Source organism: Mucilaginibacter sp. FW306-07-L (assembly GCF_058782065.1).
Genome location: NZ_JBYSXI010000001.1, coordinates 326,811 through 353,169 on the forward strand (window position 1 = coordinate 326,811; position 26,359 = coordinate 353,169).

A 26,359-nucleotide genomic window follows, 5' to 3' on the forward strand; every position below is an offset into this window, starting at 1 on the left:
CAACAATGATCAAGAGATATAAATGGCCGGTACTGGCGGCACTTGCCGCAACGATGATCGTATCATCGTGTGTTACCAAAAAGTACCAGCAGCCAAAACTTAACGCGCAAACGGACAAGCTATATCGTGATACTACGGTTACCGATACCACCACCATTGCCAGTGTGCCTGTTGAGCAGCTATTTGCCGATACGGTTTTGCAGGGGCTTTTAAAAGAGGGCATCCAAAACAACCTCGACCTTAAAACCGCCGTGCAGCGTATCAATTCGGCTTATGCTACCGTGCAGCAAACCAAGGCAGCTTTTTTCCCGAGTTTATCAGGCAATGCACAAATAACACGTACCAAGCAATCCGCAGCCGGACTAAACTTTCCGCCCGAAATTGCTAACTCATTTGTGCTTACCACAACATCGCACCAGTTAGGTTTAAGTACCAGTTGGGAGGCGGATGTATGGGGTAAACTGAGCAGTTCAAAACGCTCGGCACTGGCCAACTTTTTCGCTACTGATGCTGCTAAGCGTGCCGTGCAAACCCAGTTGATAGCTGATATTGCCAACAACTACTATAGCTTACTGGCATTGGATAAGCAGTTAGCCATTACCGAGCAAACGCTTAAAGTCCGCATAAGTGATGTGGAAACTATGAAAGCCCTGAAAGAAAGCGCTATAGTTACCGGGGCAGCCGTTGTGCAAAGCGAGGCTAACCGTTATGCCGCAGAGGTTACCATACCCGATCTGAAGCGAAGCATCCGCGAAACCGAGAATGCTTTAAGCATATTGCTTGCCCGTGCGCCGGGTGCTATTAAACGCACCTCGCTTGATGACCAAAAGCCTTATACCGATATGCAGGTGGGTGTGCCATCGCAACTGTTGAAAAACAGGCCGGATGTACAGCAGGCCGAGTTTGCATTCCGCAGCGCGTTTGAGAATACCAATGTGGCACGCACTTACTTTTACCCGGCTTTAACCATTACAGCGCAGGGCGGTGTGTCATCATTAAAAATCAAAAACCTGTTTGATAACTCCATATTTTACAACATTATTGGCGGTTTAACTCAACCCATATTTTCTCAGGGAGAAAACCGTGCAAGGTTACGTACCGCTAAAGCCAACCAGGGACAGGCTTACTATGCCTTTCAGCAATCGCTGTTAACGGCAGGCTCAGAGGTATCAAACGCCTTGTATGCTTATCAAACCGCGGTTGAAAAGCAAACCTCACGCGGCAAACAGTTAGAGGCCCTGCAAAAATCAGTTGATTTTACGAAGGAGTTGCTGCGCTATAGCTCGGCAACAAATTATACTGATGTATTAACATCAGAACAAAGTTTGCTATCAGCACAACTAAGCAGCGTGAGCGATAAGTTGCAGCAATTACAGGCTATTGTTAACCTCTACCGCTCGTTAGGTGGTGGCTGGAAATAAAAACATGGCATTGTCAAAATGACAACAATATTTAACATTCGTTTAAAATATTGCAAAGCCATGTTCGTCTGCAATACCGTGTGGTAAATAACCATGCGGTATTGTAATTATCTTTGGGCACCATTTTGCCGGGAGGTAAATTGAGTGGAAATAAAATGAATATCACAAGAAATATCAATAGGAAATTAAGTTTGTTGGCAATAGCTATGTTGCTGACAGTGATGGCTTTTGCACAAAACACCATTGTGCAGGGTACCATACGCGATGCCAAAACCAAAGAAACACTGCCTTATGTTTCGGTAGCGGTGGTGGGTACATCGCAAGGGGCTAATACCGATATGAACGGCCACTACAAAATCACTGTAAATGGTACCTACACCCAATTACAAGTATCATACGTAGGATACAAAACAGTTGTGAAAAACATATTGCCCGGCCGCGAGCAAACGGTTGACGTATTACTTGGAAACGATGCCAAGTTACTTACCGAAGTAGTGGTAAAATCAGGTAAAAAGAAAAAGTATACCAACAAGAACAACCCGGCGGTTGAGCTGATCCGTAAGGTTATTGCCAATAAGGACAAAAACCGCTCAGAGGCTTACGATTATACGCAGTACAGGCAATACGAAAAGATGTTCTTTTCATTAAGTAACCTGTCCGACAAGTTTAAGAACCGTAAAATGTTCCGTAACTACCAGTTCCTTTTCCAGGAGCAGGATTCGACCGCTATAGGGGGCAAAAACCTGCTGCCTATGTATATGGAAGAAAAGCTGTCGGATAATTTTTACCGTAAAGATCCTGAAAAGAAAAAGCAGATCATCACCGCTCACAAGCAGGTTAAGTTTGATGAGAACTTTATTGATAACGAGGGCTTGCAGCAGTACTTTAACCGCATGTACCAGGATATTGAGATCTATGATAACAATATCTCGTTGCTGAGTAATCAAATTCTGAGTCCGATAGCAGGCTCAGCGCCCGCGTTCTATAAATTCTTTATTACCGATACCCTTAAGGATCAAAGCCCGCAGTTGGTAGAGTTAAGCTTTACACCGCGTAACACTACCGACATGCTGTTTGAGGGCCGCCTGTATATTACCCTTGATGGTAACTACGCGGTTGAGAACGCGGTGCTTACGGTAAACAAAAATATCAACCTTAACTTTGTGCGCCAGATGATGGCCACGCTTACTTTTGAGAAGAACCCTGATGGCCGTTACCACCTGAGTGGCAGCGACCTGAAGATGGACTTCGGTTTAAACAAAAATAAAGGCGGGGGTATATTTGGCCAGCGCACGGTAACTATACAAAATTTCACCATCGGCCAGCCAAAACCTAAGGAAACTTATGATGGCCCGGCAGTGGTAATAGCCAAAGATTCGGAGGATAAGAACGACGACTTTTGGCAATTGAACCGGCTGGATACGCTTTCAGTACAGCAGCGCGATATTTATAAAAATATTGATAGCCTGCAAACCATACCTTCCTTTAAACGCACCATGGATCTAATAACCCTGTTTATAGCGGGTTATAAAAACTTTGGGCCATTTGAGGTAGGGCCGGTTAATACCTTTTACAGCTTTAACCCGGTTGAAGGTTTCAGGCTGCGCTTAGGCGGCCGTACCACCACTGCGCTAAGCGAGCGTTATTACTTTGAAACTTACGGTGCTTATGGTTTTAAAGACGAAAAGTTCAAGTACTTTTTAAGTGCTACTTATTCGCTTAACGATAAGTCGATATACCGGTTTCCGCAAAACTATGTAAGGGCGAGCTTTCAGCACGATACCAAAATCCCGGGTCAGGAGCTGCAGTTTGTGCAGGAGAGTAGCTTCCTGCTATCATTTAAGCGCGGTAACAATGATATGTGGTTGTATAACGATATATTCAGGTTAGATTATGTGCATGAGTTTCGTAACCACTTCTCGTACAATTTAGGTTTTAAAACATGGTCGCAAAGCCCGGCCGGATCATTGTATTTCCAAAATACGCTTGACGGGCAGGTAAACAATGTGCGCAAGCTAAACACAACCGAACTATCATTACAGTTGCGTTATGCCCCTTACGAAAAATTTTACCAGGGCAAGCTTTACCGCACCCCGATACCTGATAAGTACCCGATATTTACCCTGCAATATAACCAGGGTGTGAGAGACCTGTTTGGCGGCGATTACAACTACCAAAGCATTACGGCCAATATTACCAAGCGCTTTTACTGGTCGCAGTTTGGTTATACCGATATATCTACCGAGGCTAATAACCTGTTTGGGCAGGCCCCATTTCCGTTGCTGGATATCCACAGGGCCAACCAGTCGTACGCGTTCCAGTTTCAATCATACAACCTGATGAACTTTTTGGAGTTTGTGAGTGACCATTACGCCGCTATTAATATTGACCATAGCTTTAACGGCTTCTTTTTTAACAAGATCCCGCTGCTGCAAAAATTAAAATGGCGTGAGGTGATTGACTTCAAGAGCCTTTGGGGCGGTATCCGTAATGAGAACAACCCATCATTACACCCGGAATTATTGAACTTTCCGGTAAGTACCGAAACAGGCGCGCCGATAACATACTCATTAAACAATGGCCCTTACATGGAGGGTAGTGTTGGTATATCCAACATATTTAAGGTTTTGAGGATCGATTACGTTAAACGTTTCTCCTACCTCGATCATCCGGGCATTGCCAAAAACGGATTAAGATTTTTTGTGAAGTTCGATTTTTAAAAATCTCAACTCCATATATATCAAGAGGCCCGTATTTGTTACGGGCCTTTTTTTGTATAATTTGCTTTTATAAATATTAATCGTAATATTGCGATTTGTATGGGAATTACTAAAACAGAAATTTTTACCGTAGAGCAGAACAAACTGGCTGTGCTTTTAAAGGCTATTGCACATCCGGCGCGCATTGCCATATTGCAACACCTTATTAAAGCCAACGCCTGTATATGTGGCGACCTGGTGGACGAGTTAGGGTTAGCCCAGGCAACCATATCCCAGCATTTAAAGGAGTTGAAAAATGCTGGGCTGATACAGGGCAGCATTGAAGGTGCCAGCGTTTGTTATTGTATTGAACCATCGGCCTGGAAAATGCTGCAAAGTGAGCTAAGCAGCTTCTTTGCCTCATACCAAGACCTTAAAACCTGTTGTTAAAAAATTTGGATTTAATCATCGTAATATTACAATAAATAATAAGTATGGAAACACTAAAATGGCAAGCTTTTAAAGAGCAGCTAATGGCCAACCCACATTTAACACTTCAATTTCAATACGCCGAAGGGCAATGGGTTGATGCCGCTTATCATATAACCGAAATAAAACAGGCTCCGGTAACCTCGGTTGATTGCGGCGGCGTGATGAACACATGGACGGAAGTTATTATACAATTGTGGGAACCTGTAAGCGAAGATAGCCGCGAAGCTATGAAGGTAGATAAAGCGCTCTCGATAATTAATATGGTTGAAAAGGCGATGCCGTTACACCCGGCCGGCATAGTGAAAATAGAGTTTGGTAACCAGCAGTTTGATACCCGGCAGCTAATACCCAAGGGCTTTATTATTGCCGATGATAATTTAATAGTTGACCTTAAACCCGACACGGTACAATGCAAGGCTATAGAGCGGGGTGGCAATTGCGGTACCCCGGCTACTGATGAAAGTAAACAAAAGGTGAGCTTACAAAATCTGGTTAGCACCTCGGTATGTGCACCGGGCTCGGGCTGCTGTTAACGAATTTATTTATGAAGAATGTATTAGTGCTGTGTACGGGCAACAGTTGCCGCAGCCAGATCGCGCATGGTTATCTGGCATTTTTTGCTGATGATAAAGCTAATATATACAGTGCCGGTATTGAAACCCACGGCGTTAACCCAAGGGCTGTTAAAATAATGGCCGATGATGGTGTTGATATAGCAGGCCATACCTCAAATCATGTGGATGAATATAAGGACGTGAATTTTGATTATGTAATAACCGTGTGCGATAATGCCAATGAAGTATGTCCCTTTTTTGCAGGTAATGTGCAGCGCTTGCACCACAATTTTCCTGACCCTGCTAAAGCGATAGGTACGGAGGAGGAGATTATGCAGCAGTTTAAAACCGTACGCGAAATGATAAAAGCGTACATGCTTGATTTTATTAACAAGTATTTGAGCAATTAACGTCAAGTTATACGTTCATGCCAATTAGGTAATTCTAAAAAAAATAAAAAAAACTATTTGTACAGTTCGACATATTTCGTATAATTGTCTAATGATAAAAGCGGAAGCCATAGATAGTGTACGTGAGGAGATAGTTACCGCGGCGGATGAGGTATTTAAAAAGTATGGTTACCTGCGGGTAAGCATGCAGGATATTTCAAAAGCGAGCGGAAAGGGTAGAAGTACGCTGTATTATTACTTCCGTAATAAGATGGAAGTGTTTGATGCCGTATCGCACCGGCTTTTTAGCCAGTTGTTAAAAGAATGCCAAAAGGTAATTAGTCCGGATGCTACGTTTGTTGAAAATATTGAGTGCTACTACACTGTAAAGCTTCGTAACTTGAAAAAACTGGTGTCATCCTATTCACTGGTTACTGAAGACTTTAAGCAGGACCCATCGCTACTGGCCTCAAAAACACATCATTTACAAATCCATGAGATAGCGATACTTAACAACATTATACAATGGGGGCAGGCAAATAAAGAGTTGGCCCAGTTAAGTAGTGATGATAGTGTATTCCTTTCAGAAATATTTGTTACAGCCTTTAAAAGTTTTGAGCAGGAAATAATATTTTATAACAGGCTGCAGAATTTTGAAGAAAAAATAAACTGGTTAGCGCAGATCTTACATAAGGGGCTAACGTAAAATTTTTTGATATTTTTTCGACACAAATACGCTATATGTACATGTGAACAATAATCATTGACTTTAATAGTAACAATCCTCCTTCACAATTATAATCAACCATCATGATAGCAAGAACCGCACAAAGGCAAACCTCAAAAAGTAAGGAGCAGATAGTTGACAGCGCAATCAGGCTCATCAGCAAATATGGGTTTGAGCAACTAACGCTCGATCAGGTTGGGGTAGCCGCCAACGCCAAACGTTATGCCATAGTGGCTAAATACGGTAGCCTGAATAATTTGATGCAGGTTTGCCTGCAATCAAGCCTGGATAGCCTGGCGCTGTTTTTCTCGCTGCGTGCCTACCGTAACGATTACCGTGAACATAAAACCGAAGATTTTTGGAATTTGCTGGTGGCTTTTAATACCCACAATGCTGATAAGGCCAGTGTAATATGCCGTTACCTGCGTTCGCCCTCTATATTTCAGGCGCAGGAATTCAGGGTTGAACTAATAAACCTGCTCAACCCCATCTATGATCATTTTGAGCAGGGCTCACTGCAAAACAGTAATGTGCATATCAGGTTCATCTCATTCAAATACCTCTACCAGTCGGCCTGTAATTATGCCGAAAATAAGGCTACGTCGCAGTTAAGCCATACGGCATCAGCAAGTGTATATTATAACAACAAAGTAGCACCGGAGTTAGAGCGTATATTAAGGCTGCCTATTAATTAAGCAGCCTTAAATCGTACAGGTCTATTTTAACCCCTCAATTTCGTGCAGGGTTTTGGGCAGGTATTTACCTAATAGCTGGTGCCCGGTATCGGTTATTAAAAAATTGTCTTCAACACGTATGCCGCCAAAATCGCGGTAAGTGTTCAGCACATCATAATTAATAAAGTTGGTGTATTTTTTCTCGGCCTGCCAGCGGTCAATCAGTTCAGGTATAATGTAGATGCCCGGCTCAACGGTAAGCACAAAGCCGGCTTGCAGTTCGCGCCCCAGGCGTAATGATTTTAAACCGAAAATGCTGGTTTCCTTTTTAAGCTCATCGGTATAACCCACGTATTGTTCGCCAAGGTCTTCCATATCGTGGGTATCCATACCCAGCATGTGCCCTAAACCGCACTGAAAGAACATAGTATGTGCCCCCGCGGCTACAGCCTCGGCAGGATCGCCTTTCATAATACCAACGCTTGCCAGGCCTTCAACCAGTTTTTGGCAGGCCGCAAGGTGAATATCAAGGTACTTAACCCCCGGTTTAAGCATGCTGATGGCATGATCCATGGAATTTATTACGGTATTATATAGCTCGGCCTGTTTTGTTGTGAACTTCTTACCGGCCGGGAAGGTACGGGTAAGGTCACCGCCGTAGTGCATGGCGTTTTCGGCACCAATATCACTCAATACCATATCGCCTTCTTTTAGCTCATGGCCATAATAGTGGGTATGCAGGGTTTGCCCTTGCGTGGTAATGATCGCGGGGTAGCCCAGTCTTGAATTATTGGCGATAGCCACCTGGTGCGCATGTGAAACCAGCTCATAGCATTTTACGCCCGGCTGTGCGTTTTTTATAACCGCCAGCTCCATATCAATGCTGATGTTTACGGCTTTCTCCAACTCTGTAACCTCCAGCGGCGATTTTATAACCCGCTGCCCAACCACCGTGCGGATCAGTTTATCAGATACGAGGCTTTTTACTTCTGCCGTATTCATACCAAACCATGAGGCCAGCCTAATTACATTCTCCGGCCGGTAAGGCGGTAGTATATGCACCTTGCGCCCTTTGCTGATGGCGTTTTGTATATAATCGGCAACGTTATGGTAAGGCCTGGTGTTGCTGATGCTTACCATTGCGGCCATTTCGCTAACGGTAGGCAAGGTGCCGGTCCATACAATATCATCAATGGTAAGCTCATTACCGTAAATGATCTCTTCGCCGCTTTCGGTATCAATGGTAGCAACCAGCGAGGGCACATCAAGCCCGAAGTAATACAGAAAGCTGCTATCCTGACGAAAAAGGTACGTATTGTCCTTATAGTTCATGCTGCTTTCCTCATTACCCATAAACAGCAAAATGCCATCAGCGCCAAAACGTTCCTTTAAAATCTCCCGGCGGTTAGTATAAACCTGCTTTTCAAATAGGTTGATCTCCATGTTGAAGTGTATTTAGTAATGCGCAAAACAAAACAAATTATTTTAAACCGGCTTCCTGAATTTTAGCTTTTGACAGGCATCTGTATTATTTATTCTATTCGTAAAAAGTATTAAGATTTTTATAACCGAAAGTGGCCATATCTCGTATTAAAAATATTTATAATTGAGGCGAAAAGGCAGTTTGTTCAACTACTGGTTTAACGTTTCAAACAAAATGTTATGCCAAGAAGAGAATTTGAACGTTTGCAAACAGTAAGGCGTTTTTTGCAACTGCCAATGGATTATGAGCAGCAGTTGCAGGAAATTACCCGCCTTGCCGCGCACTTATGCGGGCAGCCTACCGCCTTAATAACTTTTATTGATGAGGATATTCAGCACATCAAGGTAAAACACAATTTTAAATATAACGAAACCCGCAGGTGTGATGCCTTTTGCGATCACGTTATAGGCAAAAAAGGGGTTTTGGTGATAGACGATGCCATGATTGATGAAAGGTTTGCTGATAATCCGCTGGTTTTGGGCGACCCTTATATCAGGTTTTATGCCGGTGCCCCGCTTACCACGCATGACGGGTATGACCTGGGTAGCCTTTGCGTAATAGGCCAGCAACCCGGCGAATTATTGCCCGGCCAGGCCGAAATGCTGAATATACTGGCAGCACAGGTAATTAAACTGCTGGAGTTTGAGGCCAGTGTGATATTGCTCAACGCGCAAACTGCCGAAGCGCGCCGGGTGGAAATTGAACTCCGTTCGTTTTTTGAGAGCTCGATTGAACAGCATTTGCTTTTAAACACTAATTTTGAAATACTGGCTTTTAATAAAGCATGGAACAGCCATGTACAATCAGCCTATGGCCGGAGTTTGGAACGCGGTAAAAAAATGACCGACTACATTCACCCCGACCATTTAGCCCAATTTTACCGCGATTATAACACTGCCCTGCGTGGTACCGCCGTTTTTGATGAGCGCAAGCTAAAAAGCAATGGCGAGGATGCCTGGTTTTTAGTTAAGTTTGAACCGGCTTTTGATACGGATGGCGAGATAATTGGAGTATCAGTAAATATTGTGGATGTAACCCGGCGCATCAAAAACGAGGAAATGGTAAAGGTGCAAAAGCAATCGCTGCAAAACATCGCTTACATACAATCGCACGAGTTTCGCAGGCCGGTGGCATCCATATTGGGTTTAATGGAGCTAATTAATGCAGACAAAAACAGGCCTCAAACAACCGAATGGCATTACCTGCAGGAATCGGTTAAGGAGTTGGACAGCATGATCCGTACCATTGTTAACGAAACGGACTCTGTTAGTCAGCTAAAAAATTAATTGCGCTAAATTTTTTGCGCCCGTCGCTTTAACCAGGCTCTTACCGGTTCATCATACCACTTTAATGCCAGATATGCCAGCGTTACCGATCCGAAAAATGTGAGCAGTGCATACGGTATGGCATGGCCAAAGCTCATCCCCTTATCGCGGGCAACCCAGCCGGTATAGATGTAGATAAAAGGGTAGTGGGTAATGTATAAAGGGTACGACAGATCGCCCAAAAACTTGCTGACGCGCTTGCCTGTATCATTATTGATCTGCCCGCTGGCACCCATGTATACAATAAGCGGAAATACCAGGATGATGATGAACGATTCGTACAATCCGTTTGTCCATACATTTGCAAGGCCGCCAATACGCGGGATGGCCAGCGCGATGATAAGCAGCAGGCTGCACCATAAAAAAGCATTGTTAATAAAGGTAGGCTTAGTAATACGCGATAGCAGCAAGCCACCAAAGAAGGGGAACATCATACGGGTAAAGCCAATGCGTGTATGTTCAAGGTTGGGGGTCCACCCGCCGATAACATCTCCGTTAGGGCCTGTTACCAGGTAATGCATCAGCGCCGCCGCCGAGGCTATCACCAAAACCCATAATGCCCATTTAGGCAGCTTACGTAAACCAAGGGCATATAAAATATTAGCGATGTATTCAAAGTACAGCGACCAGCCCGGCCCGTCTAACGGGTGCATCTCCTGCCAGCCGCGAATATCCCAGGATGCAGGTATGGGTATCAGCGTAAAACCTACAAGCATCACTATCAGCAATTTCCAAACCGGTACGTTATGAATTTCGGGCCACATGGGCGAATCGGAATAATAAAAGCAGATGGCACCTACCACCATACCCATAATAACCATGGGATGCAGGCGTGCCAGCCTCCGCCTGAAAAAGCCGCCTATGGTGAGCGTACCCCAGCGGTCGTCATACGCGTAACCGATAACATAGCCGGAAAGCAGGAAAAAGAAATCAACCGCCAAGTAACCGTGATTGATCATCATATCAAACTTACTGGTAGCATGTGCCTCGCAAATATGAAAGATGACCACCATTAGTGCTGCTACACCGCGCAGTCCGTCGAGTATCTGGTAATGGGGTTTAGCTTGTAATGGGTTAGATTGCATGGAGCCAAAATTATAATAATGAGTTGGATAATAGTTAATGCTTCGACAAGCTCAGCATGACAGCGTGATGCGCGAACAAAAAGGGCTGTCACCCTGAGCCTGTCGAAGGGTGCGTGGGGAGGCCAAAACAGCTTTTTAATGCTTCGACAAACTCAGCATGACAAATGCCTAAGCCAGCTTTCTTCGCAACCACCTCCGCACCGGCTCATCGTATAGTTTTAAGGCGGCATAAGCCAAAACTATAGCACCTATCAATATCAGCAAGGCGTAAGGCCAGGCCTGTACAATGGTTACGCCTTTGTTATTGCTTATCCAGGCCACGTAGAAATACACTATCGGGTAATGCACCAGGTAAAGCGGGTACGATATATCGCCCAGGAACTTACATATCCTGTTCTCACGTTGGGTTTGCAATACGCCGCTGGCACCCAGGTAAACTATCAGCGGGAAAACAACGATAATGCAAACCGATTCGTAAAGGCCGTTCATCCACAAATGTTCGGCACCACCAATACGGGGCATATACAATACGGCGGCAACCAAAAGACTGCACCACAAAAAAGCGTTTTTAATTTGGGTTGGCTTTGCTATGCGCGATAGCAGCAAACCGGCAAAGAATGGGTAGATGGTACGGGTTATACCCACGCGTACCTGCTCCGTGTTCAGTGTCCAGCCGCCGCTAACATCGCCGTTGGTAATGGCCAGGTGAGCCAATGCAACAGCAGCAATTATTACCAGGATGCTTAATGCGGTGTTTGAGAACTTCCTGATCCATACAGCGTAAAGTATGTTGGCAATGTATTCAAAAAATAGCGACCAGCCTACGCTGTTCAGCGGGTGCATTTCCTCCCAGCCGCGTATATCCATTGAAAGGGGGATGGGCAGTACGGTATAGCCGATTAGCAGCACCAGCAGCATCTTCCATAGCGGAACGTTATGGATAAGCGGCCATAGTGTTGAATCGGTATAATAAAAGCCGATAGCGCCGAGCGTCATGCCCAAAACAACCATGGGTTGCAGGCGTTCAATACGGCGCTTAAAAAAATTACCGACGGTCATTTTAGGCCAGCGGTCATCATACGCGTAGCCGATAACGAAACCGGATAGCAAAAAGAAAAAATCGACCGCGAGGTAACCGTGGTTAACAATAATATCCAGATGCCCGGTGCCCAAAGGCTCGGCCAGGTGAAAGGTTACCACAATAATGGCCGCCACACCGCGCAGGCCGTCTAAAATAGGATAATGGGGTTTAGCATTTAATTGGTTAGATAGCATGAAGCCAAATATAGAAGAATGGGTGTAAAATGGAGAATAAAGGATTTAGCTTGTTGTATTGAGCATGTCGTAGAGTACGTGCGATGTATTGAAACGATGGTTAGTGCTTCGACAGGCTCAGCATGACAAAGCACGCAAATAAGAGTGGGGCCTGTCACCCTGAGCTTGTCGAAGGGTGCGTGCATAGGGGATTAAAACGTTGGTTAGTGCTTCGACAGGCTCAGCATGACAAACTCAAATCATTATCCAGCCTCGTTTAAAAAATGTTAAAGTGGAATGTTGAATAAATTTATTTATTTCAGTCTTTTCATTTGCCTTGGCACTGGTTAACTCAAAAAAACATATTGTAGGATTAACAAGCCCCTTTGTATAAAGTAAAAACCTGAATATTCTTTTTTGTGGAGAGGTCGTTATGAAGCTGATCTGCTCGATATTACTTCAAGGTTACCGCCTATTATTTCAGGATATAGCAGCCCCTTTGCAAATATTAACCACATTTCATCGTCAGAATTAGATACAGTTATAGTATCTTTTTCAAAAATGAATACGTTATTGGAGTTGGTGATTTTACCTGCAAAGGTTTCATACTTAAATTCCTTGTATTCTCTTTGAAAGAATTTTTTAGCCCAATAATCTTCTTGTTCGCCTTGGTTTTTAAATTCAGTAATTTCTTCATTTCTGATTCCATTCTGCGAGAATCCCTCTAAAGCTAAAAAGATAGGCAATAGTGATAAAATACAGATTATTACAGATTTTTTCATCGACTCAATTATAATAAAACGGATTACTATGAATATACAAAATCTTATTAATTATGGAGTCCGAAAATACTCCCTTAAACCTGCTCCTCATCACAATCCAATTACATTAAAATTTCCTAATTTAATTTAGGTCAGATGTATCAACACCAAGCTACTTAAAATGTGACGCACGTCACTTTTAAGGCCTCTTTGCATCATTTAACAGGTGGGGTGATTATCACATTTTTGTATTAACTAAAGCGAGCATTATGTTAGTTAATACCACTGCAAAATCAACATGTTACCACTGCGGGCAGGATTGTGAGGAAACCACCTACCAGTTTGACGAAAAGGAGTTTTGCTGCGTAGGCTGCCGGGGGGTGTACCAGGTGCTATCGCAAAGCGGGTTGTGTAATTATTATAATTACAACGAGCACCCCGGCGCTAACCGTGCCCGTACCGATAAACGCTTTGAATACCTGGATGAACCCAGGATCATCAGCGACCTGGTTGATTTTACGGATGGCGGCATTACCATCGTTACTTTTTATATTCCTTACATCCATTGCAGCTCGTGCATCTGGTTGCTGGAGCAGTTGCACCGGCTTAACCCCGCTGTTTATTACAGCCGTATTGATTTCCTGAAAAAACAGGTGAACATCCGTTTTGATAATAGTAAGATAACCCTGCGCCAGGTGGTTGAACTGCTGTTTGATATTGGCTACGAACCGCTTATTAACCTGCAGGATGTGGTCAAAAAACAATCTGCCGGACAAAAAGATAACCTGGTGCGTAAGATAGCCGTTGCCGGTTTTTGCTTTGGCAACGTAATGCTGTTGAGCTTCCCGGAATATTTAGGCCTTTCGGGACAAGAAGAAAGTTTCCGCCGGTTTTTTGGCTGGCTTAATATTGTGTTATCGCTGCCGGTAGTGTTTTACAGCGGCACCGAATACTTTATCTCGGCTTATCACAATCTTAAAAATAAGGTGCTGAATATTGATTTCCCGCTGGCGCTGGGTATTGCCGTACTATTTATACGCACCGTTGCCGAGATACTCACCCATACTGGACCTGGCTTTGCAGATACGCTTTGCGGGTTGGTGTTCTTTCTGCTGGTAGGCAAATTTGTTCAGCGTAAAACTTACTATCATATCTCTTTTGAGCGCGATTACCGTTCATTCTTCCCGGTGGCGGTGCAGGTAATAGCTGATGAAGGGGAGAAGCCCCTTCCATTGAGCGATCTGAAAGTGGGTCAGCGAATCCGTATTCGTAACAACGAGATCATTCCTGCCGATGCTATCTTATTAAAAGGCAACGCCATGATCGATTTTAGCTTTGTAACAGGCGAATCGGCACCGGTAAATAAAACTTTGGGCGAAATTATTTATGCCGGAGGCCGCCAAATGGGCGAGGCTTTGGAAATGGAGATCGTAAAACCCGTATCACAAAGTTACCTTACCCAGCTATGGAACAACGAGGCCTTTACCCGCCGGCAGGATAACCGCATGCAAACCTTTAACGAGCGGGTGAGCAAGCATTTTACCATCGTGCTGCTGGTTATCGCTTTTGGTTCGCTGTTGTTTTGGTTGCCGTTTGATTGGCAGCGGGGTCTATCGGCATTTACCGCCGTGCTGATCGTGGCCTGCCCCTGCGCTTTGGCGCTGAGCACGCCGTTCACCATGTCGGCCGCGCTGAGCGTGTTCGACCGTAACTTTTTTTACCTCAAAAATACCGCAGTGGTTGAGCAGTTAGCCCGCATCAATACCCTGGTGTTTGATAAAACCGGAACCATCACCAGCAACAATAATAAAATACTTACCGACCATACCACGCTTTCGGCCGCGCAAAGGCAGTTGGTGCAAAGCGTGTGTATCAACTCGGGGCATCCCCTCAGCAGGCAGATCTGCGCTTATTTAGGTGCGGGTGCAGTTTCGCCGGTATCGGGTTATAACGAAGTGCCGGGCAAGGGTATCCGTGCCGTAATAGGCGATCGTCTGGTGGCCATTGGCAGCAGCGAATTTGTAGTAAGCGGCGGTTATGAGTTAGGCAACACCACCATGGTACATGTAGTTATTGATGAGATATACCAGGGTTATTACAGCTTTAACCATCAATACCGAGATGGTTTGCGGGATGTGGCCGCCTTATCGCCTGATTACAATCTCTACCTTTTATCCGGCGACCAGGATCACGAGCGCCGGGAGTTGCTGCCTTACTTTAATAATACCGACATGCTGTTTAGGCAATCGCCGCAGCAAAAGCTGGATTTTGTAAAAGAACTGCAAAGCCGGGGCAAAAAAGTAAGTATGCTGGGCGATGGGCTTAATGATGCCGGGGCGTTAAAGCAAAGCGACCTGGGCATTGCCATTACCGATAACGTGAATAACTTTTCGCCGGGCAGCGATGCCATTCTGGATGGTCGGTCATTAAAAAGTTTTCCGCGGTTTTTAAAATTCGCTAAGGATACCGTGAAGGTGATCCATATATCCTTTTTTATATCGCTTACCTATAACCTCATTGGTTTAAGTTTCGCGGTAACGGGCAAACTATCACCGCTAACCGCGGCCATCCTGATGCCGCTGAGCACGGCCACCATCATATCATTCACCAGTATTGCCACCCATGTGGCAGCCAAAAAGCGCCAGTTGTTATGAGCATAATTTATTTTTTGATAGGGTGCAGCATACTGCTGGCCCTGGGCTTTTTATGTGCCTTTTTTTGGGCGCAGCGCAAAGGTCAGCACGATGATCTTTACACCCCATCCGTACGCATCCTGCTGGATGATGACACCTCCGGCGAAGCCGAAAAATGATCTGTATCATGTTTTTGGCTAACGGGCATCACGTGCCGGACAGGGCAGTCCAGGTAATTTTAGACCATTAATTTATTTGAACTAACCGCAATATTATGCAACCCGAAAAATTTTACTACGATAACAAGATTGTACGAAATTTTGGAATTGCCACCATTGCTTGGGGAATTATAGGGATGACGGTAGGGCTACTGGTAGCCATGCAGTTGTTTAAACCCGGCATGAATATGGGCAACCAGTACACCACCTTTGGCCGCATACGCCCGCTGCACACCAACGCGGTTATCTTCGCGTTTGTGGGCAACGCCATTTTTATGGGCGTTTACTACTCGCTGCAACGCCTGTTAAAGGCCCGTATGTTTAGCGATGCCCTTAGCAAGATCCATTTTTGGGGATGGCAGCTCATCATCGTATCAGCAGTTATTACGCTACCGCTGGGTTTCACCACCTCGCACGAGTATGCTGAACTGGAATGGCCTATTGACATCGCCATTACGCTGATCTGGGTGGTATTTGGCATCAACATGTTCGGTACTATCATTAAACGCCGCGAGCGCCACCTGTATGTAGCCATATGGTTTTACATTGCCACCTTTGTAACCATAGCGGTGCTGCATATCGTTAACTCTTTCGAGCTGCCTATATCAGGTTTAAAAAGTTACTACCTGTATGCCGGCGTGCAGGATGCGCTGGTGCAATGGTGGTACGGGCATAACGCGGTGGCTTTCTTTTTAACCACACCATACCTGGGCATGATGTATTACTTTTTGCCTAAGATGGCCAACCGCCCGGTGTATTCATACAAGCTGAGTATCCTGCACTTTTGGGCGCTGATATTTATTTATATATGGGCGGGGCCGCACCACCTGTTGTATACTACCCTACCAGGCTGGGCACAATCACTGGGCATCGTATTTTCTATTATGCTGATAGCGCCAAGCTGGGGCGGCATGATCAACGGGTTGCTTACCCTGCGTGGCGCGTGGGATAAGGTGCGCGATGATGTGGTACTTAAATTTATGGTGGTTGGTTTAACTGCGTATGGTATGGCTACTTTTGAAGGCCCGCTGCTTTCATTAAAGCAGGTAAACGCCATTGGCCACTTTACCGATTGGATAGTAGCCCATGTACACGTTGGTGCTTTAGGATGGAACGGCTTTTTAACCTTTGCCATACTGTACTGGCTGATACCGAGAATTTACCGCACACAGCTTTACTCAACCAAACTGGCCTCGTTCCACTTTTGGATAGGTACGCTGGGTATTTTGTTCTATGCCGTGCCGATGTATTGGGCCGGTTTTACACAAGGGCTGATGCTTAAAGAGTTTACTCCCGAAGGCATCCTGAAATACCCGACCTTTTTAGAAACCACGCTGCGCATCATCCCGATGCATGTTATGCGTGCTGTTGGCGGGGGGCTGTATTTGGTTGGTGTAATTGTAATGGCTTATAACCTGGCACACACCATGGCCATAGGCAAGCTGGTAGCGCAGGAGCCTGCCGAGGCGATGCCGTTGGAAAAAGTTTTTGTAGCCCATAACGAGGGCGACAACTTCTGGCACCGGGTGCTGGAGCGTAAGCCGATACAACTCATGGTACTTTCATTACTGGTGATACTGATAGGCAGTATCATTGAGCTGATCCCAACCATGACCATCTCTTCAAACGTACCTACCATTGCCAGCGTAAAACCTTATACCCCGCTGGAGTTGCAGGGGCGTGATATATACATCCGCGAGGGTTGCGTTAACTGCCACTCACAAACGGTAAGGCCTTTCCGGTCTGAAACGGAGCGTTACGGCGAGTACAGCAAGGCCGGTGAGTTTGTGTACGATCACCCTTTCCTGTGGGGATCAAAACGTACCGGACCCGATCTGCAACGCGAAGGGGGCAAGTACAGCAACGCCTGGCACTATAACCACCTACTCGATCCAAGGCTGATGTCGCCGGGCAGTATCATGCCGAATTACGACTGGCTCATCAACCAAAAGCTGGATACCACCACCACGGCATCAAAAATAAACGCCATGCGCACCCTGGGTGTGCCGTACGCCGCCGGTTATGACAAGCTGGCCAATACCGAGCTGGATAAACAGGCCAAAGGCATTGCCGATAACCTGGCCAAAGACAAGATCAAGGTACAAAGCGACCGCGAGATAGTGGCCCTGATAGCCTATCTGCAACGCCTGGGTACTGATATTAAAGTAACTAAAACCGCTAATAACTAAGCGCCATGTTTAAACAATTTGTACAGGATATTGATGGTAACCAGGCTTACCTCATCACCTCGTTAGCCATATTTCTGCTGTTCTTTATCGTGGTAACGATAATGCTTATCCGCATAAAAAAACCACATGCCGACTACATGAGCGATATACCCCTGAGCGATAATCAACCTAAACACTTAAACATACAAGAGCTATGAAAAAGCTATTGACCGCGTTTGTGCTCATCACAACTTTAGGCACTGCCCCTGTAATGGCAGCCGATGATACGCTGATGCCTGTTGATACCATGAACTACATTGGCTACGGTGCCATTATGCTGATGCTGGTATTGTTTGTAGTAACCATGCTGGTGCTGCTGCGTACATTTAAAGTACTCACCCGCCTGCTGCTGGGTGCCGAGGCTAAGAATTCACCTGCGGAACCTGAAGCCGAGTTAGTACACGCTCAACTAAAAAACAGCCTGGTGAATAAGCTGCTCTCTTTACGCCCAATGGCCGAAGAAGAATCGCTGCTTACCGAGCATGATTTTGACGGCATTAAGGAACTGAACAACCCTACACCGGCCTGGTTTATGGGCTTGTTTTACATCACTATTGTGTTTGCTATCGGGTACCTTCTTGTTTACCACGTGTTTGGCGTGGGGCAGTTACAGTACGAGGAATATCAAACTGAAATGACCATCGCCAATAAAGAGAAGGAAGCTTTTTTGGCAAAATCGGCTAACCGGGTTGATGAAAATACGGTCACCCTGTCAAAGGATGGCGCGGTGCTGCAATCGGGCGCTACGGTATTTAAAACCCATTGTGCCGCCTGCCATGGCGAGAACGGGCAGGGTGTTGTTGGCCCTAACCTCACTGATGAATACTGGCTGCATGGCGGCAAAATAAACGACCTGTTTAAAACCATTAAGTATGGCGTGCAGGCCAAGGGTATGCCTAACTGGGAAAAACAGTTAACGCCTAAACAGATTGCCGATGTAGCCAACTACATCAAATCAATTTACGGAACAAAACCCGCCGGTGCCAAAGAGGCGCAGGGCGATCTATACAAGGATGGTGATGCCGCCGCTAAAACGGCATCTATTTAAAAACTGAAGAACATGCTTACCGCCGAATTTACCGAACAGCCTAACACCACCAACAGCGGTGGCCGTAAATGGATGTACCCGGTTGTGCGCAAAGGTAAGCTGTACCGGTACCGCAGCCTGTTAAGTTATGTTTATTTGCTGCTGTTTTTCGCAGGGCCATTCATCAGTATAAACGGGCACCCGCTGTTGCTGCTGAATGTGCTGGAGCGCCGCTTTGTAATACTGGGGCAGGTATTTTGGCCGCAGGATTTCTTTTTGTTCGTACTGGCTATGCTGGCGGGGTTGGTGTGCATCATATTGTTCACCATAGCGTTCGGCCGGGTATTTTGTGGGTGGATATGCCCGCAAACCATTTTTATGGAGATGGTTTTCCGTAAGATAGAGATCTGGATAGAGGGCGATGCCAAAAAACGCCGCAAGCTGGATGAAGGCCCGCTAACCCGCGAAAAGCTGATCAAAAAAATAGCAAAGCATATCATCTTCATCGTATTGTCGTATTTGATAGCCAATACCTTCCTGGCCTACATTATCGGTAAAGAAACACTGATCGGTATCATAACCGAGCCGGTTGCTATGCACTGGTCGGGCTTTATCAGTATTTGTATATTTACCGTGGTGTTTTATTTGGTGTACAGCCAAATACGTGAGATTGTGTGTACCGTGATCTGCCCGTACGGGCGCTTGCAGGGGGTGCTGATTGATAAGAGCACGCTGGTGGTGGCCTACAATTTTTTGCGTGGCGAACCGCGGGGTAAGATCTCTAAAAAGGAAGATCAAACAAAAAAAGGCGATTGTGTGGATTGCGGATTGTGTGTGGATGTTTGCCCTACAGGCATTGATATACGCAAGGGCACCCAGCTGGAGTGTATTAACTGCACCGCCTGTATTGATGCCTGCAACCAGGTGATGGAAAAGATCAACAAGCCGCTTAACCTTATCGGTTTTTACTCCGAAGAAAGCATCGCCCAAAAGGAGCGGCCGAAGTTTAACGGGCGCATGGTTGCTTACAGCGCGGTAATTGTGGTGCTGCTGGGTGTGCTTACCTCGTTTGTGCTTAAACGCAGCGCGGTTGATGTTACCATACTGCGGTCGGCAGGGATGCTTTACCAGGAGCAGCCGGGCGGTTACATCAGCAATATTTATAATGCCGATCTGATCAACAAAACCAGCACGCCGCAACAGATCACCTTGGTTACTGATGACCCTGAGATCAAAGTAAAATACATACAGGCCCCGGGTACTTTAAAGGCCGAAAGCGAGGGCAAGGCGGTTTTCTTTTTAATGATACCTGCCAACAAAATAAAAAGCGCTAAAACAGATATTGAAATTAAAGTGATGCGGGGCCATGAAACGCTCAGCACCATATCAACAGCATTTATAGGACCGGTTTATGGAAGCAATTAAAAATTGGAATTGGGGCAAATGGCTGGTTACCGGTATGGTAACCTTTATGCTCTTTATTATCTGCATGGCGGTTTACATGTTAAGGCAGCCTGCCGATGATTACGATAACAGCTATTACGAAAAAGGGCTGGCCTATAACAGCGAATACACGCAGCAAAAAAATGTACAGCAAGATCATGCAGAGCCTGTAATTAAGGTAGCAGGTAACACCCTGAATATACAGTTTACCGGCGAGGCAAACGGCAAACTCACCTTCCTCCGCCCATCAGGGCAACGATTTGATAAGGCTATGGATCTGGCTACCGGCACGGGTGGCTTGTTCAGCGTACCGTTAACTGATTTTAAGCAGGGGCGGTGGCAACTGGTTATTAACTGGCAGCAAGGCGGCAGGCAATACCTGTACAAACAAGAGATCACCTTACCATGAGCGACTGGCAGGTACCGTTTTTTATCGGCCTTTTCGGCAGCGTGCATTGTATTGGCATGTGCGGGCCGTTAATGCTGGCCGTGCCCTTCAATGGGCGTTCGGCATGGCTGCTTGCTTTTGATAAACTGATCTATCAGTTGGGCCGTACCATAAGCTATGTGATACTCGGTTTGATCATCGGGTTGATAGGCAAACAAATATGGCTGGCCAATATCCAGAACGGGTTGAGCATTGTAAGCGGAGTGCTCATCATACTGGCGGCTTTATCCCGCTTAATTAAACACTCTGTTAAAAGTACGGGCATCGCTGTAAAGTTGATGCAGCCGTTTAACAATATGCTGGTATGGGCACTAAAAAAGCGTGCCGGGCATTTAATTACAGGTATGCTTAATGGCTTGCTGCCCTGCGGTTTTGTTTACCTGGCACTGGTAGGCGCCGTTAACATCGGTACGGTTTTAAACTCAGCCGGGTTTATGTTTTGGTTTGGAATGGGCACACTGCCGCTGATGTTCGCCGCCGCGCTTGGCAGCGGTTTTTTTACCGTATCGCTCAGGCGAAAGCTGAATATAGTGGTGCCTTATTTTATGCTATGCCTGGGGGTGTGGTTTGTGCTGCGGGGCCTGGCGCTTAATGTGCCATACCTTAGTCCGCCGGCAATGGATGCACCCGCGCTGTGCAAATAAAAAATGTGCGTAAGGTCACTTTTTGTAATGATGGCTGTCATGGTGCAGGTACGCGTTTATCCGCAATTTTGAATTGTAAACAAAACGATAAATGTTATGGCAACTATAAAAACAATAACCCCGCATTTTGTAAGTGACAATCAACCGGCAACCCTGCATTTTAACTTGTGGAGCAAGTTTAATGAGTTTGCCGACGCGCAAAAAAGCAACCAAACCTTATGGTTCTTTTTAGTACTGATGGTGCATGGCGTAGTATTTTTACCCATCCCGGCAGTATTGAGCTACTACTTTGACGGCTCTGCCGCGGTGTTAGCCGTAACCATGATCTGCTTTTTTGCAAACCTGATCGCCAATATGGCTGGTGGCGGTATCCGTACCGTGCTCAAGCTGTTCGCGGCCAGTATTTTAATTCACGTGGCAATGATCATCATTGTAATAGTTTAACAAACAGGATTAGTGTGGTATGAATAAAAAAGCGGTTATCAGCCGCTTTTTTTATTGAATAATAATTGATTTTAATAATGATGCACAACTTTCATATTCCCGTTTTAGGGCTTGCCTTTTCTATTGATACACCGCTTAAAGTAGCCCGCTATGGCATATCATCCGTAGTTTCAATAGTTAATGATGAACTGGTAGAGCGCATGCGCGAGTTTCACATTCGTGAGCATAACGATGAATACATCCCGATCAAAAAAAATGAGCACGATTACCGTGCCCGGCGAATAACCGCGTACCTGGATATGCTGAACACCTATGTTGCCCGGCAGATGATCGCGCTAAAGCAACAGCCATTTGGCCAGGGTTACGATATTGACCGTTATTTTGATCTGCTGCCTGATGGCTCGGCATTAAAACAAAAGTACGGGTTGCTGCAACAAACCCAGGATGCCGAACTGAGACACAAACTGGAGCAGCAACTGTGCAGCGAGATGCAACCCGGCAGTATTGATGTAAATATTATGGCCAAGGTTGATAAAATGAACTTTGACAAGAATGGGCATAGTACAGGAGAGATCAACACGGATGCTTTAGCCGCCCTGCGTGGTTTTGCACAAAGCGGCCTGAATGCCTCGGTCATACTATCAGCCGGTATGAACCCGCGGTTGTATAGTTACCTGGATGAGTTCAGCGATTTTTTTCCGGATGCTGATGGCAATACCCGCAAGCGGGTGATACTGAAGGTGAGCGATTACCGGTCGGCATTGATACAGGCAAAATTTCTGGCTAAAAAAGGCATCTGGGTATATGAGTTCCGTATTGAATCGGGCCTGAACTGCGGCGGCCACGCCTTTGCAACCGATGGCCTGTTGCTTGGCCCCATATTGCAGGAGTTTAGCGAAAAGCGCCAGGACATGTTTAATGAATTGCAGGCGATGTATCTGCAGGCATTAAATGGCAAAGGATATAGCGTTGTTAATAACCCGTCAACGCGCATCAGTGTACAAGGGGGGATAGGCACCGCTGCTGAGAACAGCTTTTTGCTGGAGCACTACGCGCTGGATGCCACCGGCTGGGGCAGCCCGTTTTTGCTGGTGCCCGAGGCTACCAATGTTGATGAGGAAACACTTAATCAGCTAACCAATGCTCAGCCGGATGATTTTTACGTGAGTGCGGCCTCTCCGCTGGGTGTTTTGTTTAACAACTTTAAACCGGCAAGCATACAGCAGTTGCGGTTAAAGCGTATAGCTGCGCACCGCCCGGGCAGCCCCTGCACTAAAAAGTATTTGTGTACCAATACCGAGTTTACGGCCGAGCCCATCTGCACAGCATCGCGCCAGTATCAGCATTTAAAAATTGAGCAACTCATGGCGGCTGATCTGCCTTTTGAAGAACTGACCCGACAGATAAATGATGTAACCGAAAAAATATGCCTTTGCGAAGGATTGGCCGTATCAGCCTATATTAAAAACAACCTGCTAAAACCCCGCGAAAACAAGTCGGTAGCCATTTGCCCGGGCCCGAACCTGGCTTATTTTAAGGCTACTTACTCGTTAGATGAAATGGTAAAGCACATCTACGGCAAGCTCAACCTGCTTAAAAATGTGAACCGCCCTAACCTGTTCATTAACGAGCTGAACCTTTACCTGGAGTACCTGAACAAGGAGGTTGCCCGCTCGGTAAATAACATGAACACCAAAAAGGAAAAATACCTCGACAAATTCAGGCAGCAGCTACAGCAGGGTATTGATTATTATAAGGCACTGATACCCCAGATAAGCAACCAAACCCGGGAGTATTTGCAGGAGATGCAAGCCATGCTGCAAACCTGCGAAGCACAGCTTAATAACATCAGGTAATAAACCAGGAAAGCGGCCAAAAGCCGCTTTTCTTAATTGTTAATGGATTGGGTTCGGGTATCAATATCTATTAACCATTCATGCTGAATAGTTGCGTTGCTGGCTTGTTTTGCCATAGCTTATCGTCAAATGCCATACATATATTGCGTAAAAAACGTTTGCCAAGCGGTGTAACTTTCAGGCACCAGGAGTTCAGTTCTATCAGGCCGTCATCCAGCAATGGCTCCAATCGCTCAATGCTTTTTAATAACCCGGCAGAATGGTGGGTATGGTGGTTCCAGCAGGTTTGACCCTTGCACATGATGTTGAGTATATGGCGGCGCAGCAGCATATCCTCGTCGGTAGATTGATGCAGTTTAATAAGCGGCAAACGGCCGGCATTGACCAGATCCAGGTACTCATCAATCTTTTTAGCATTCTGCGCATAAGCATACCATGAATCGCTGATGGATGATACGCCGAGGCCAATAAGCAATTGGGTGTACTGATGGGTATAACCCATAAAGTTGCGGTGTAAACGGCCCTCTTGTTCCGCCTGGTATAGGCTGTCGGTACTTAGCGAAAAATGGTCCATGCCAATATCGTGGTAGCCGATGTTTTGAAACAGCTCGCAACCCAGATCATACAGTTTACGTTTTAAGAACGCGTTGGGCAGATCCTTTTCAGTATAGCGGCGTTGTCCGGGTTTTATCCAGGGCACATGGGCGTAGCTGTAAAAGGCGATACGGTCTGGCATCAGCAGGGCAACCTGGTGCAGGGTATCCGCCATGCTCGCTACGGTTTGCAACGGCAGGCCATAGATCAGGTCGTAATTTATAGAGGTGTAGCCAATGGCACGTGCCTCGTCGGTTACTTTTTTAACCTGTTCAAAACTCTGAATACGGTTAATGATGAATTGCACCTTCGGATCAAAATCCTGAATGCCGAGGCTTAACCTGCGAAAACCCAGATCGTACAAGGTTTGCAAATGCTCTGTAGTCGTATTACCCGGATGCGCCTCGAAACCAAATTCAGCATTCGGGTGAACTTTCGATCCTTCAAGTAAACCTTCTATCAGCGTCCTCAAATTTTGCGCGCTAAAAAAGGTTGGTGTGCCGCCGCCTAAGTGTATCTCACGTATCACAGGTTGCTCCATAAACAAGGCTTTATACATGCCCCATTCCTTTAATACAGCCTCAATATAGGGTTGCTCTACGCTGTGGTTTTTGGTAATGCGGGTATTGCAGCCGCAATACGTACACAGGCTTTCGCAGTAGGGCAGGTGTATGTACAGGCTGATGCCATCGGTATTATTGGTTTGCGTAAATGATGCCTTTACGGCGCGTTCCCAGTCTGCGGCATCAAAAGGGGTGTTATCCCAATAAGGTACAGTAGGGTAGCTGGTGTAGCGCGGCGCGGCAACATTATATTTATCAGTAAGTGCTTCGGGTACGGGCATGGCTTTGGGCTTTTTAGGCGATGATTTTAACAGGCACTACTTCGGTACGGCAACTGTTGGCGCAGGCACAGGCGTTGCCGGTACATTTGTTTTGCTGCCACAGATTGAGGTTTTTGATGGTTTGATCGCAGATCTGCTGCAAGGCCTCGTTGGTTAAAAATGCCTGGTGCGGGGTAACGATCACATTGGGGTGAGCCATTAAACGGGTAAGCAAACTATCCTTTTGCGCGTCATGCGTATGATCCTGGAAGAACAGGCCTTTCTCATTCTCGTAAACATCCAAACCTAAATAGCCTATCTGTCCCGCGTTTATTGCTAATAGGGCCGATTCTGTATCGATCAATCCACCACGTGAAGTATTCAGCAGCATAACACCCGGTTTCATTTTGGCGATGCTTTCGGCGTTGATGATATGGAAGTTATCGGGCGTAAGCGGCGCGTGGAGCGATATTACGTCAGATTGTTGCAGCAATTCATCCAGCGTAACCAGTTCGATACCCTGCAAACGGTCGGGTTTGTGTACGTCATAACCAATAACCCGGCAGCCAAGCCCCTTAAAAACAGCAGCCGTCGCCAGGCCGATATGCCCCAAACCGATCAGCCCAACGGTTTTGCCGTAAAAATTGAAACCGATCAGCTCATCCAGCTTAAAATCAAAGTTTATACTGTGCTGATGGGCTGCAGGGATATGCCTGCTAAGTGCAAGGGCAAGCGCCAGGGTATGTTCGGCAATGGCTTGTGGCGAGTAAATAGGCACGTTAGCCAGCTTAATGCCACGTTTACCGGCGGCAGCTTTGTCAATATGATCGGTACCTACGGAGCGGGTGGCAATATATTTAATACCCATATCTGCCAGTTTATTGATAACCGGTGCCGAGGCATCATCATTGGTAAATATCACTACGGCATCTTTGCCTTGGGCGTAGGCGGCCGTTTCAATACTTAACGGGTTTGATATGAGGGTTATATCGTGCTTTTTTTGATTGGATTTTGCCAGAAATTCCTTTTCAAAAGCTTTTATACTGTAGGCTACAACTTTCATCTGTTAACTGCTTTGCTACAAAGGTAGGCCTGCGGTTACAGCTAAAACATGCGTGCCGTCAGCACAAAAAATGA

Annotated in this window: 24 protein-coding genes; 18 read left to right on the forward strand and 6 right to left on the reverse strand. The window is 45.9% G+C overall.

The annotated features are described in order from the left end of the window. Positions 1-5 precede the first annotated feature (5 nt). From AC3WJC_RS01430 to AC3WJC_RS01460, 7 genes are all read left to right on the forward strand, one after another. Positions 6-1,421, forward strand: coding sequence for an efflux transporter outer membrane subunit (locus AC3WJC_RS01430; RefSeq protein ID WP_492397286.1), 1,416 nt, complete (start codon positions 6-8; stop codon positions 1,419-1,421). Between the two features lie 206 nt (positions 1,422-1,627). Continuing rightward, entirely contained in the window at positions 1,628-4,141 is a 2,514-nt protein-coding gene (locus AC3WJC_RS01435; RefSeq protein WP_492397287.1) for a DUF5686 and carboxypeptidase-like regulatory domain-containing protein, read from the forward strand. Between the two features lie 99 nt (positions 4,142-4,240). Beyond that, positions 4,241-4,570, forward strand: a complete 330-nt coding sequence (locus AC3WJC_RS01440; RefSeq protein WP_492397288.1) for an ArsR/SmtB family transcription factor — start codon at positions 4,241-4,243, stop codon at positions 4,568-4,570. A gap of 44 nt (positions 4,571-4,614) precedes the next feature. After that, positions 4,615-5,145: a DUF6428 family protein gene (locus tag AC3WJC_RS01445; RefSeq protein WP_492397289.1), complete on the forward strand. Its 531-nt coding sequence runs from the start codon at positions 4,615-4,617 to the stop codon at positions 5,143-5,145. An 11-nt stretch (positions 5,146-5,156) separates the two neighbouring features. Next, positions 5,157-5,576 carry an arsenate reductase ArsC gene (locus AC3WJC_RS01450; protein ID WP_492397290.1) on the forward strand — a complete coding sequence of 140 codons (420 nt, stop codon included), beginning with the start codon at positions 5,157-5,159 and terminating at the stop codon, positions 5,574-5,576. Between the two features lie 91 nt (positions 5,577-5,667). Then, positions 5,668-6,261: a TetR/AcrR family transcriptional regulator gene (locus tag AC3WJC_RS01455; protein WP_492397291.1), complete on the forward strand. Its 594-nt coding sequence runs from the start codon at positions 5,668-5,670 to the stop codon at positions 6,259-6,261. 104 nt (positions 6,262-6,365) lie between these two features. Next, positions 6,366-6,977 carry a TetR/AcrR family transcriptional regulator gene (locus tag AC3WJC_RS01460; protein ID WP_492397292.1) on the forward strand — a complete coding sequence of 204 codons (612 nt, stop codon included), beginning with the start codon at positions 6,366-6,368 and terminating at the stop codon, positions 6,975-6,977. Between the two features lie 21 nt (positions 6,978-6,998). Here the strand turns inward: AC3WJC_RS01460 and AC3WJC_RS01465 are convergent, their stop codons facing one another. Beyond that, complete coding sequence (locus AC3WJC_RS01465; protein ID WP_492397293.1) at positions 6,999-8,399, reverse strand: aminopeptidase P family protein; 1,401 nt, start codon at positions 8,397-8,399, stop codon at positions 6,999-7,001. A 219-nt stretch (positions 8,400-8,618) separates the two neighbouring features. Between AC3WJC_RS01465 and AC3WJC_RS01470 the strand changes: the two genes are divergently transcribed. Then, positions 8,619-9,725, forward strand: a complete 1,107-nt coding sequence (locus AC3WJC_RS01470; protein ID WP_492397294.1) for a GAF domain-containing protein — start codon at positions 8,619-8,621, stop codon at positions 9,723-9,725. Between the two features lie 5 nt (positions 9,726-9,730). Here AC3WJC_RS01470 and AC3WJC_RS01475 read toward each other — a convergent pair whose 3' ends face one another. The 3 genes from AC3WJC_RS01475 to AC3WJC_RS01485 form a co-directional block, all read right to left on the reverse strand. Then, the gene (locus AC3WJC_RS01475) at positions 9,731-10,849 is read right to left on the reverse strand and encodes an acyltransferase family protein (RefSeq protein ID WP_492397295.1); all 1,119 of its coding nucleotides are present in this window, start codon (positions 10,847-10,849) and stop codon (positions 9,731-9,733) included. 168 nt (positions 10,850-11,017) lie between these two features. Further along, positions 11,018-12,124 (reverse strand): acyltransferase family protein, encoded by a 1,107-nt coding sequence (locus AC3WJC_RS01480; protein ID WP_492397296.1) that lies wholly within the window; start codon positions 12,122-12,124, stop codon positions 11,018-11,020. A 410-nt stretch (positions 12,125-12,534) separates the two neighbouring features. Then, positions 12,535-12,885, reverse strand: a complete 351-nt coding sequence (locus AC3WJC_RS01485; RefSeq protein WP_492397297.1) for a hypothetical protein — start codon at positions 12,883-12,885, stop codon at positions 12,535-12,537. A gap of 248 nt (positions 12,886-13,133) precedes the next feature. Between AC3WJC_RS01485 and AC3WJC_RS01490 the strand changes: the two genes are divergently transcribed. The 10 genes from AC3WJC_RS01490 to AC3WJC_RS01535 all read left to right on the forward strand — a co-directional run bounded on the left by AC3WJC_RS01490 (position 13,134) and on the right by AC3WJC_RS01535 (position 23,805). Then, a complete protein-coding gene (locus tag AC3WJC_RS01490) occupies positions 13,134-15,518 on the forward strand; it encodes a heavy metal translocating P-type ATPase (protein WP_492397298.1) in 2,385 nt (794 codons plus the stop codon). After that, positions 15,515-15,676, forward strand: coding sequence for a cbb3-type cytochrome oxidase assembly protein CcoS (gene ccoS, locus AC3WJC_RS01495; RefSeq protein ID WP_345332073.1), 162 nt, complete (start codon positions 15,515-15,517; stop codon positions 15,674-15,676). The genes AC3WJC_RS01490 and ccoS overlap by 4 nt, the downstream gene beginning before the upstream one ends. A gap of 95 nt (positions 15,677-15,771) precedes the next feature. Further along, positions 15,772-17,904: a cytochrome-c oxidase, cbb3-type subunit I gene (ccoN, locus tag AC3WJC_RS01500; RefSeq protein WP_492397299.1), complete on the forward strand. Its 2,133-nt coding sequence runs from the start codon at positions 15,772-15,774 to the stop codon at positions 17,902-17,904. A 5-nt stretch (positions 17,905-17,909) separates the two neighbouring features. Next, entirely contained in the window at positions 17,910-18,101 is a 192-nt protein-coding gene (locus tag AC3WJC_RS01505) for a hypothetical protein (RefSeq protein WP_492397300.1), read from the forward strand. Further along, the gene (locus AC3WJC_RS01510) at positions 18,098-18,991 is read left to right on the forward strand and encodes a cbb3-type cytochrome c oxidase N-terminal domain-containing protein (protein WP_492397301.1); all 894 of its coding nucleotides are present in this window, start codon (positions 18,098-18,100) and stop codon (positions 18,989-18,991) included. The genes AC3WJC_RS01505 and AC3WJC_RS01510 overlap by 4 nt, the downstream gene beginning before the upstream one ends. A 12-nt stretch (positions 18,992-19,003) precedes the next feature. Then, complete coding sequence (ccoG, locus tag AC3WJC_RS01515; protein WP_492397302.1) at positions 19,004-20,395, forward strand: cytochrome c oxidase accessory protein CcoG; 1,392 nt, start codon at positions 19,004-19,006, stop codon at positions 20,393-20,395. Further along, the gene (locus AC3WJC_RS01520; protein ID WP_492397303.1) at positions 20,382-20,822 is read left to right on the forward strand and encodes a FixH family protein; all 441 of its coding nucleotides are present in this window, start codon (positions 20,382-20,384) and stop codon (positions 20,820-20,822) included. The genes ccoG and AC3WJC_RS01520 overlap by 14 nt, the downstream gene beginning before the upstream one ends. Continuing rightward, a complete protein-coding gene (locus AC3WJC_RS01525; RefSeq protein WP_492397304.1) occupies positions 20,819-21,505 on the forward strand; it encodes a sulfite exporter TauE/SafE family protein in 687 nt (228 codons plus the stop codon). The genes AC3WJC_RS01520 and AC3WJC_RS01525 overlap by 4 nt, the downstream gene beginning before the upstream one ends. A gap of 96 nt (positions 21,506-21,601) precedes the next feature. After that, positions 21,602-21,949: a hypothetical protein gene (locus AC3WJC_RS01530; RefSeq protein ID WP_492397305.1), complete on the forward strand. Its 348-nt coding sequence runs from the start codon at positions 21,602-21,604 to the stop codon at positions 21,947-21,949. 77 nt (positions 21,950-22,026) lie between these two features. After that, positions 22,027-23,805: a hypothetical protein gene (locus AC3WJC_RS01535; protein WP_492397306.1), complete on the forward strand. Its 1,779-nt coding sequence runs from the start codon at positions 22,027-22,029 to the stop codon at positions 23,803-23,805. Positions 23,806-23,875: 70 nt separating this feature from the next. On the opposite strand, the gene hemN is transcribed toward AC3WJC_RS01535, so the two are convergent. Both hemN and AC3WJC_RS01545 read right to left on the reverse strand, forming a co-directional pair. Further along, positions 23,876-25,243, reverse strand: coding sequence for an oxygen-independent coproporphyrinogen III oxidase (gene hemN, locus AC3WJC_RS01540; RefSeq protein ID WP_492397307.1), 1,368 nt, complete (start codon positions 25,241-25,243; stop codon positions 23,876-23,878). A 13-nt stretch (positions 25,244-25,256) separates the two neighbouring features. Beyond that, positions 25,257-26,285, reverse strand: a complete 1,029-nt coding sequence (locus AC3WJC_RS01545; RefSeq protein WP_492397308.1) for a 2-hydroxyacid dehydrogenase — start codon at positions 26,283-26,285, stop codon at positions 25,257-25,259. Positions 26,286-26,359 lie beyond the last annotated feature (74 nt).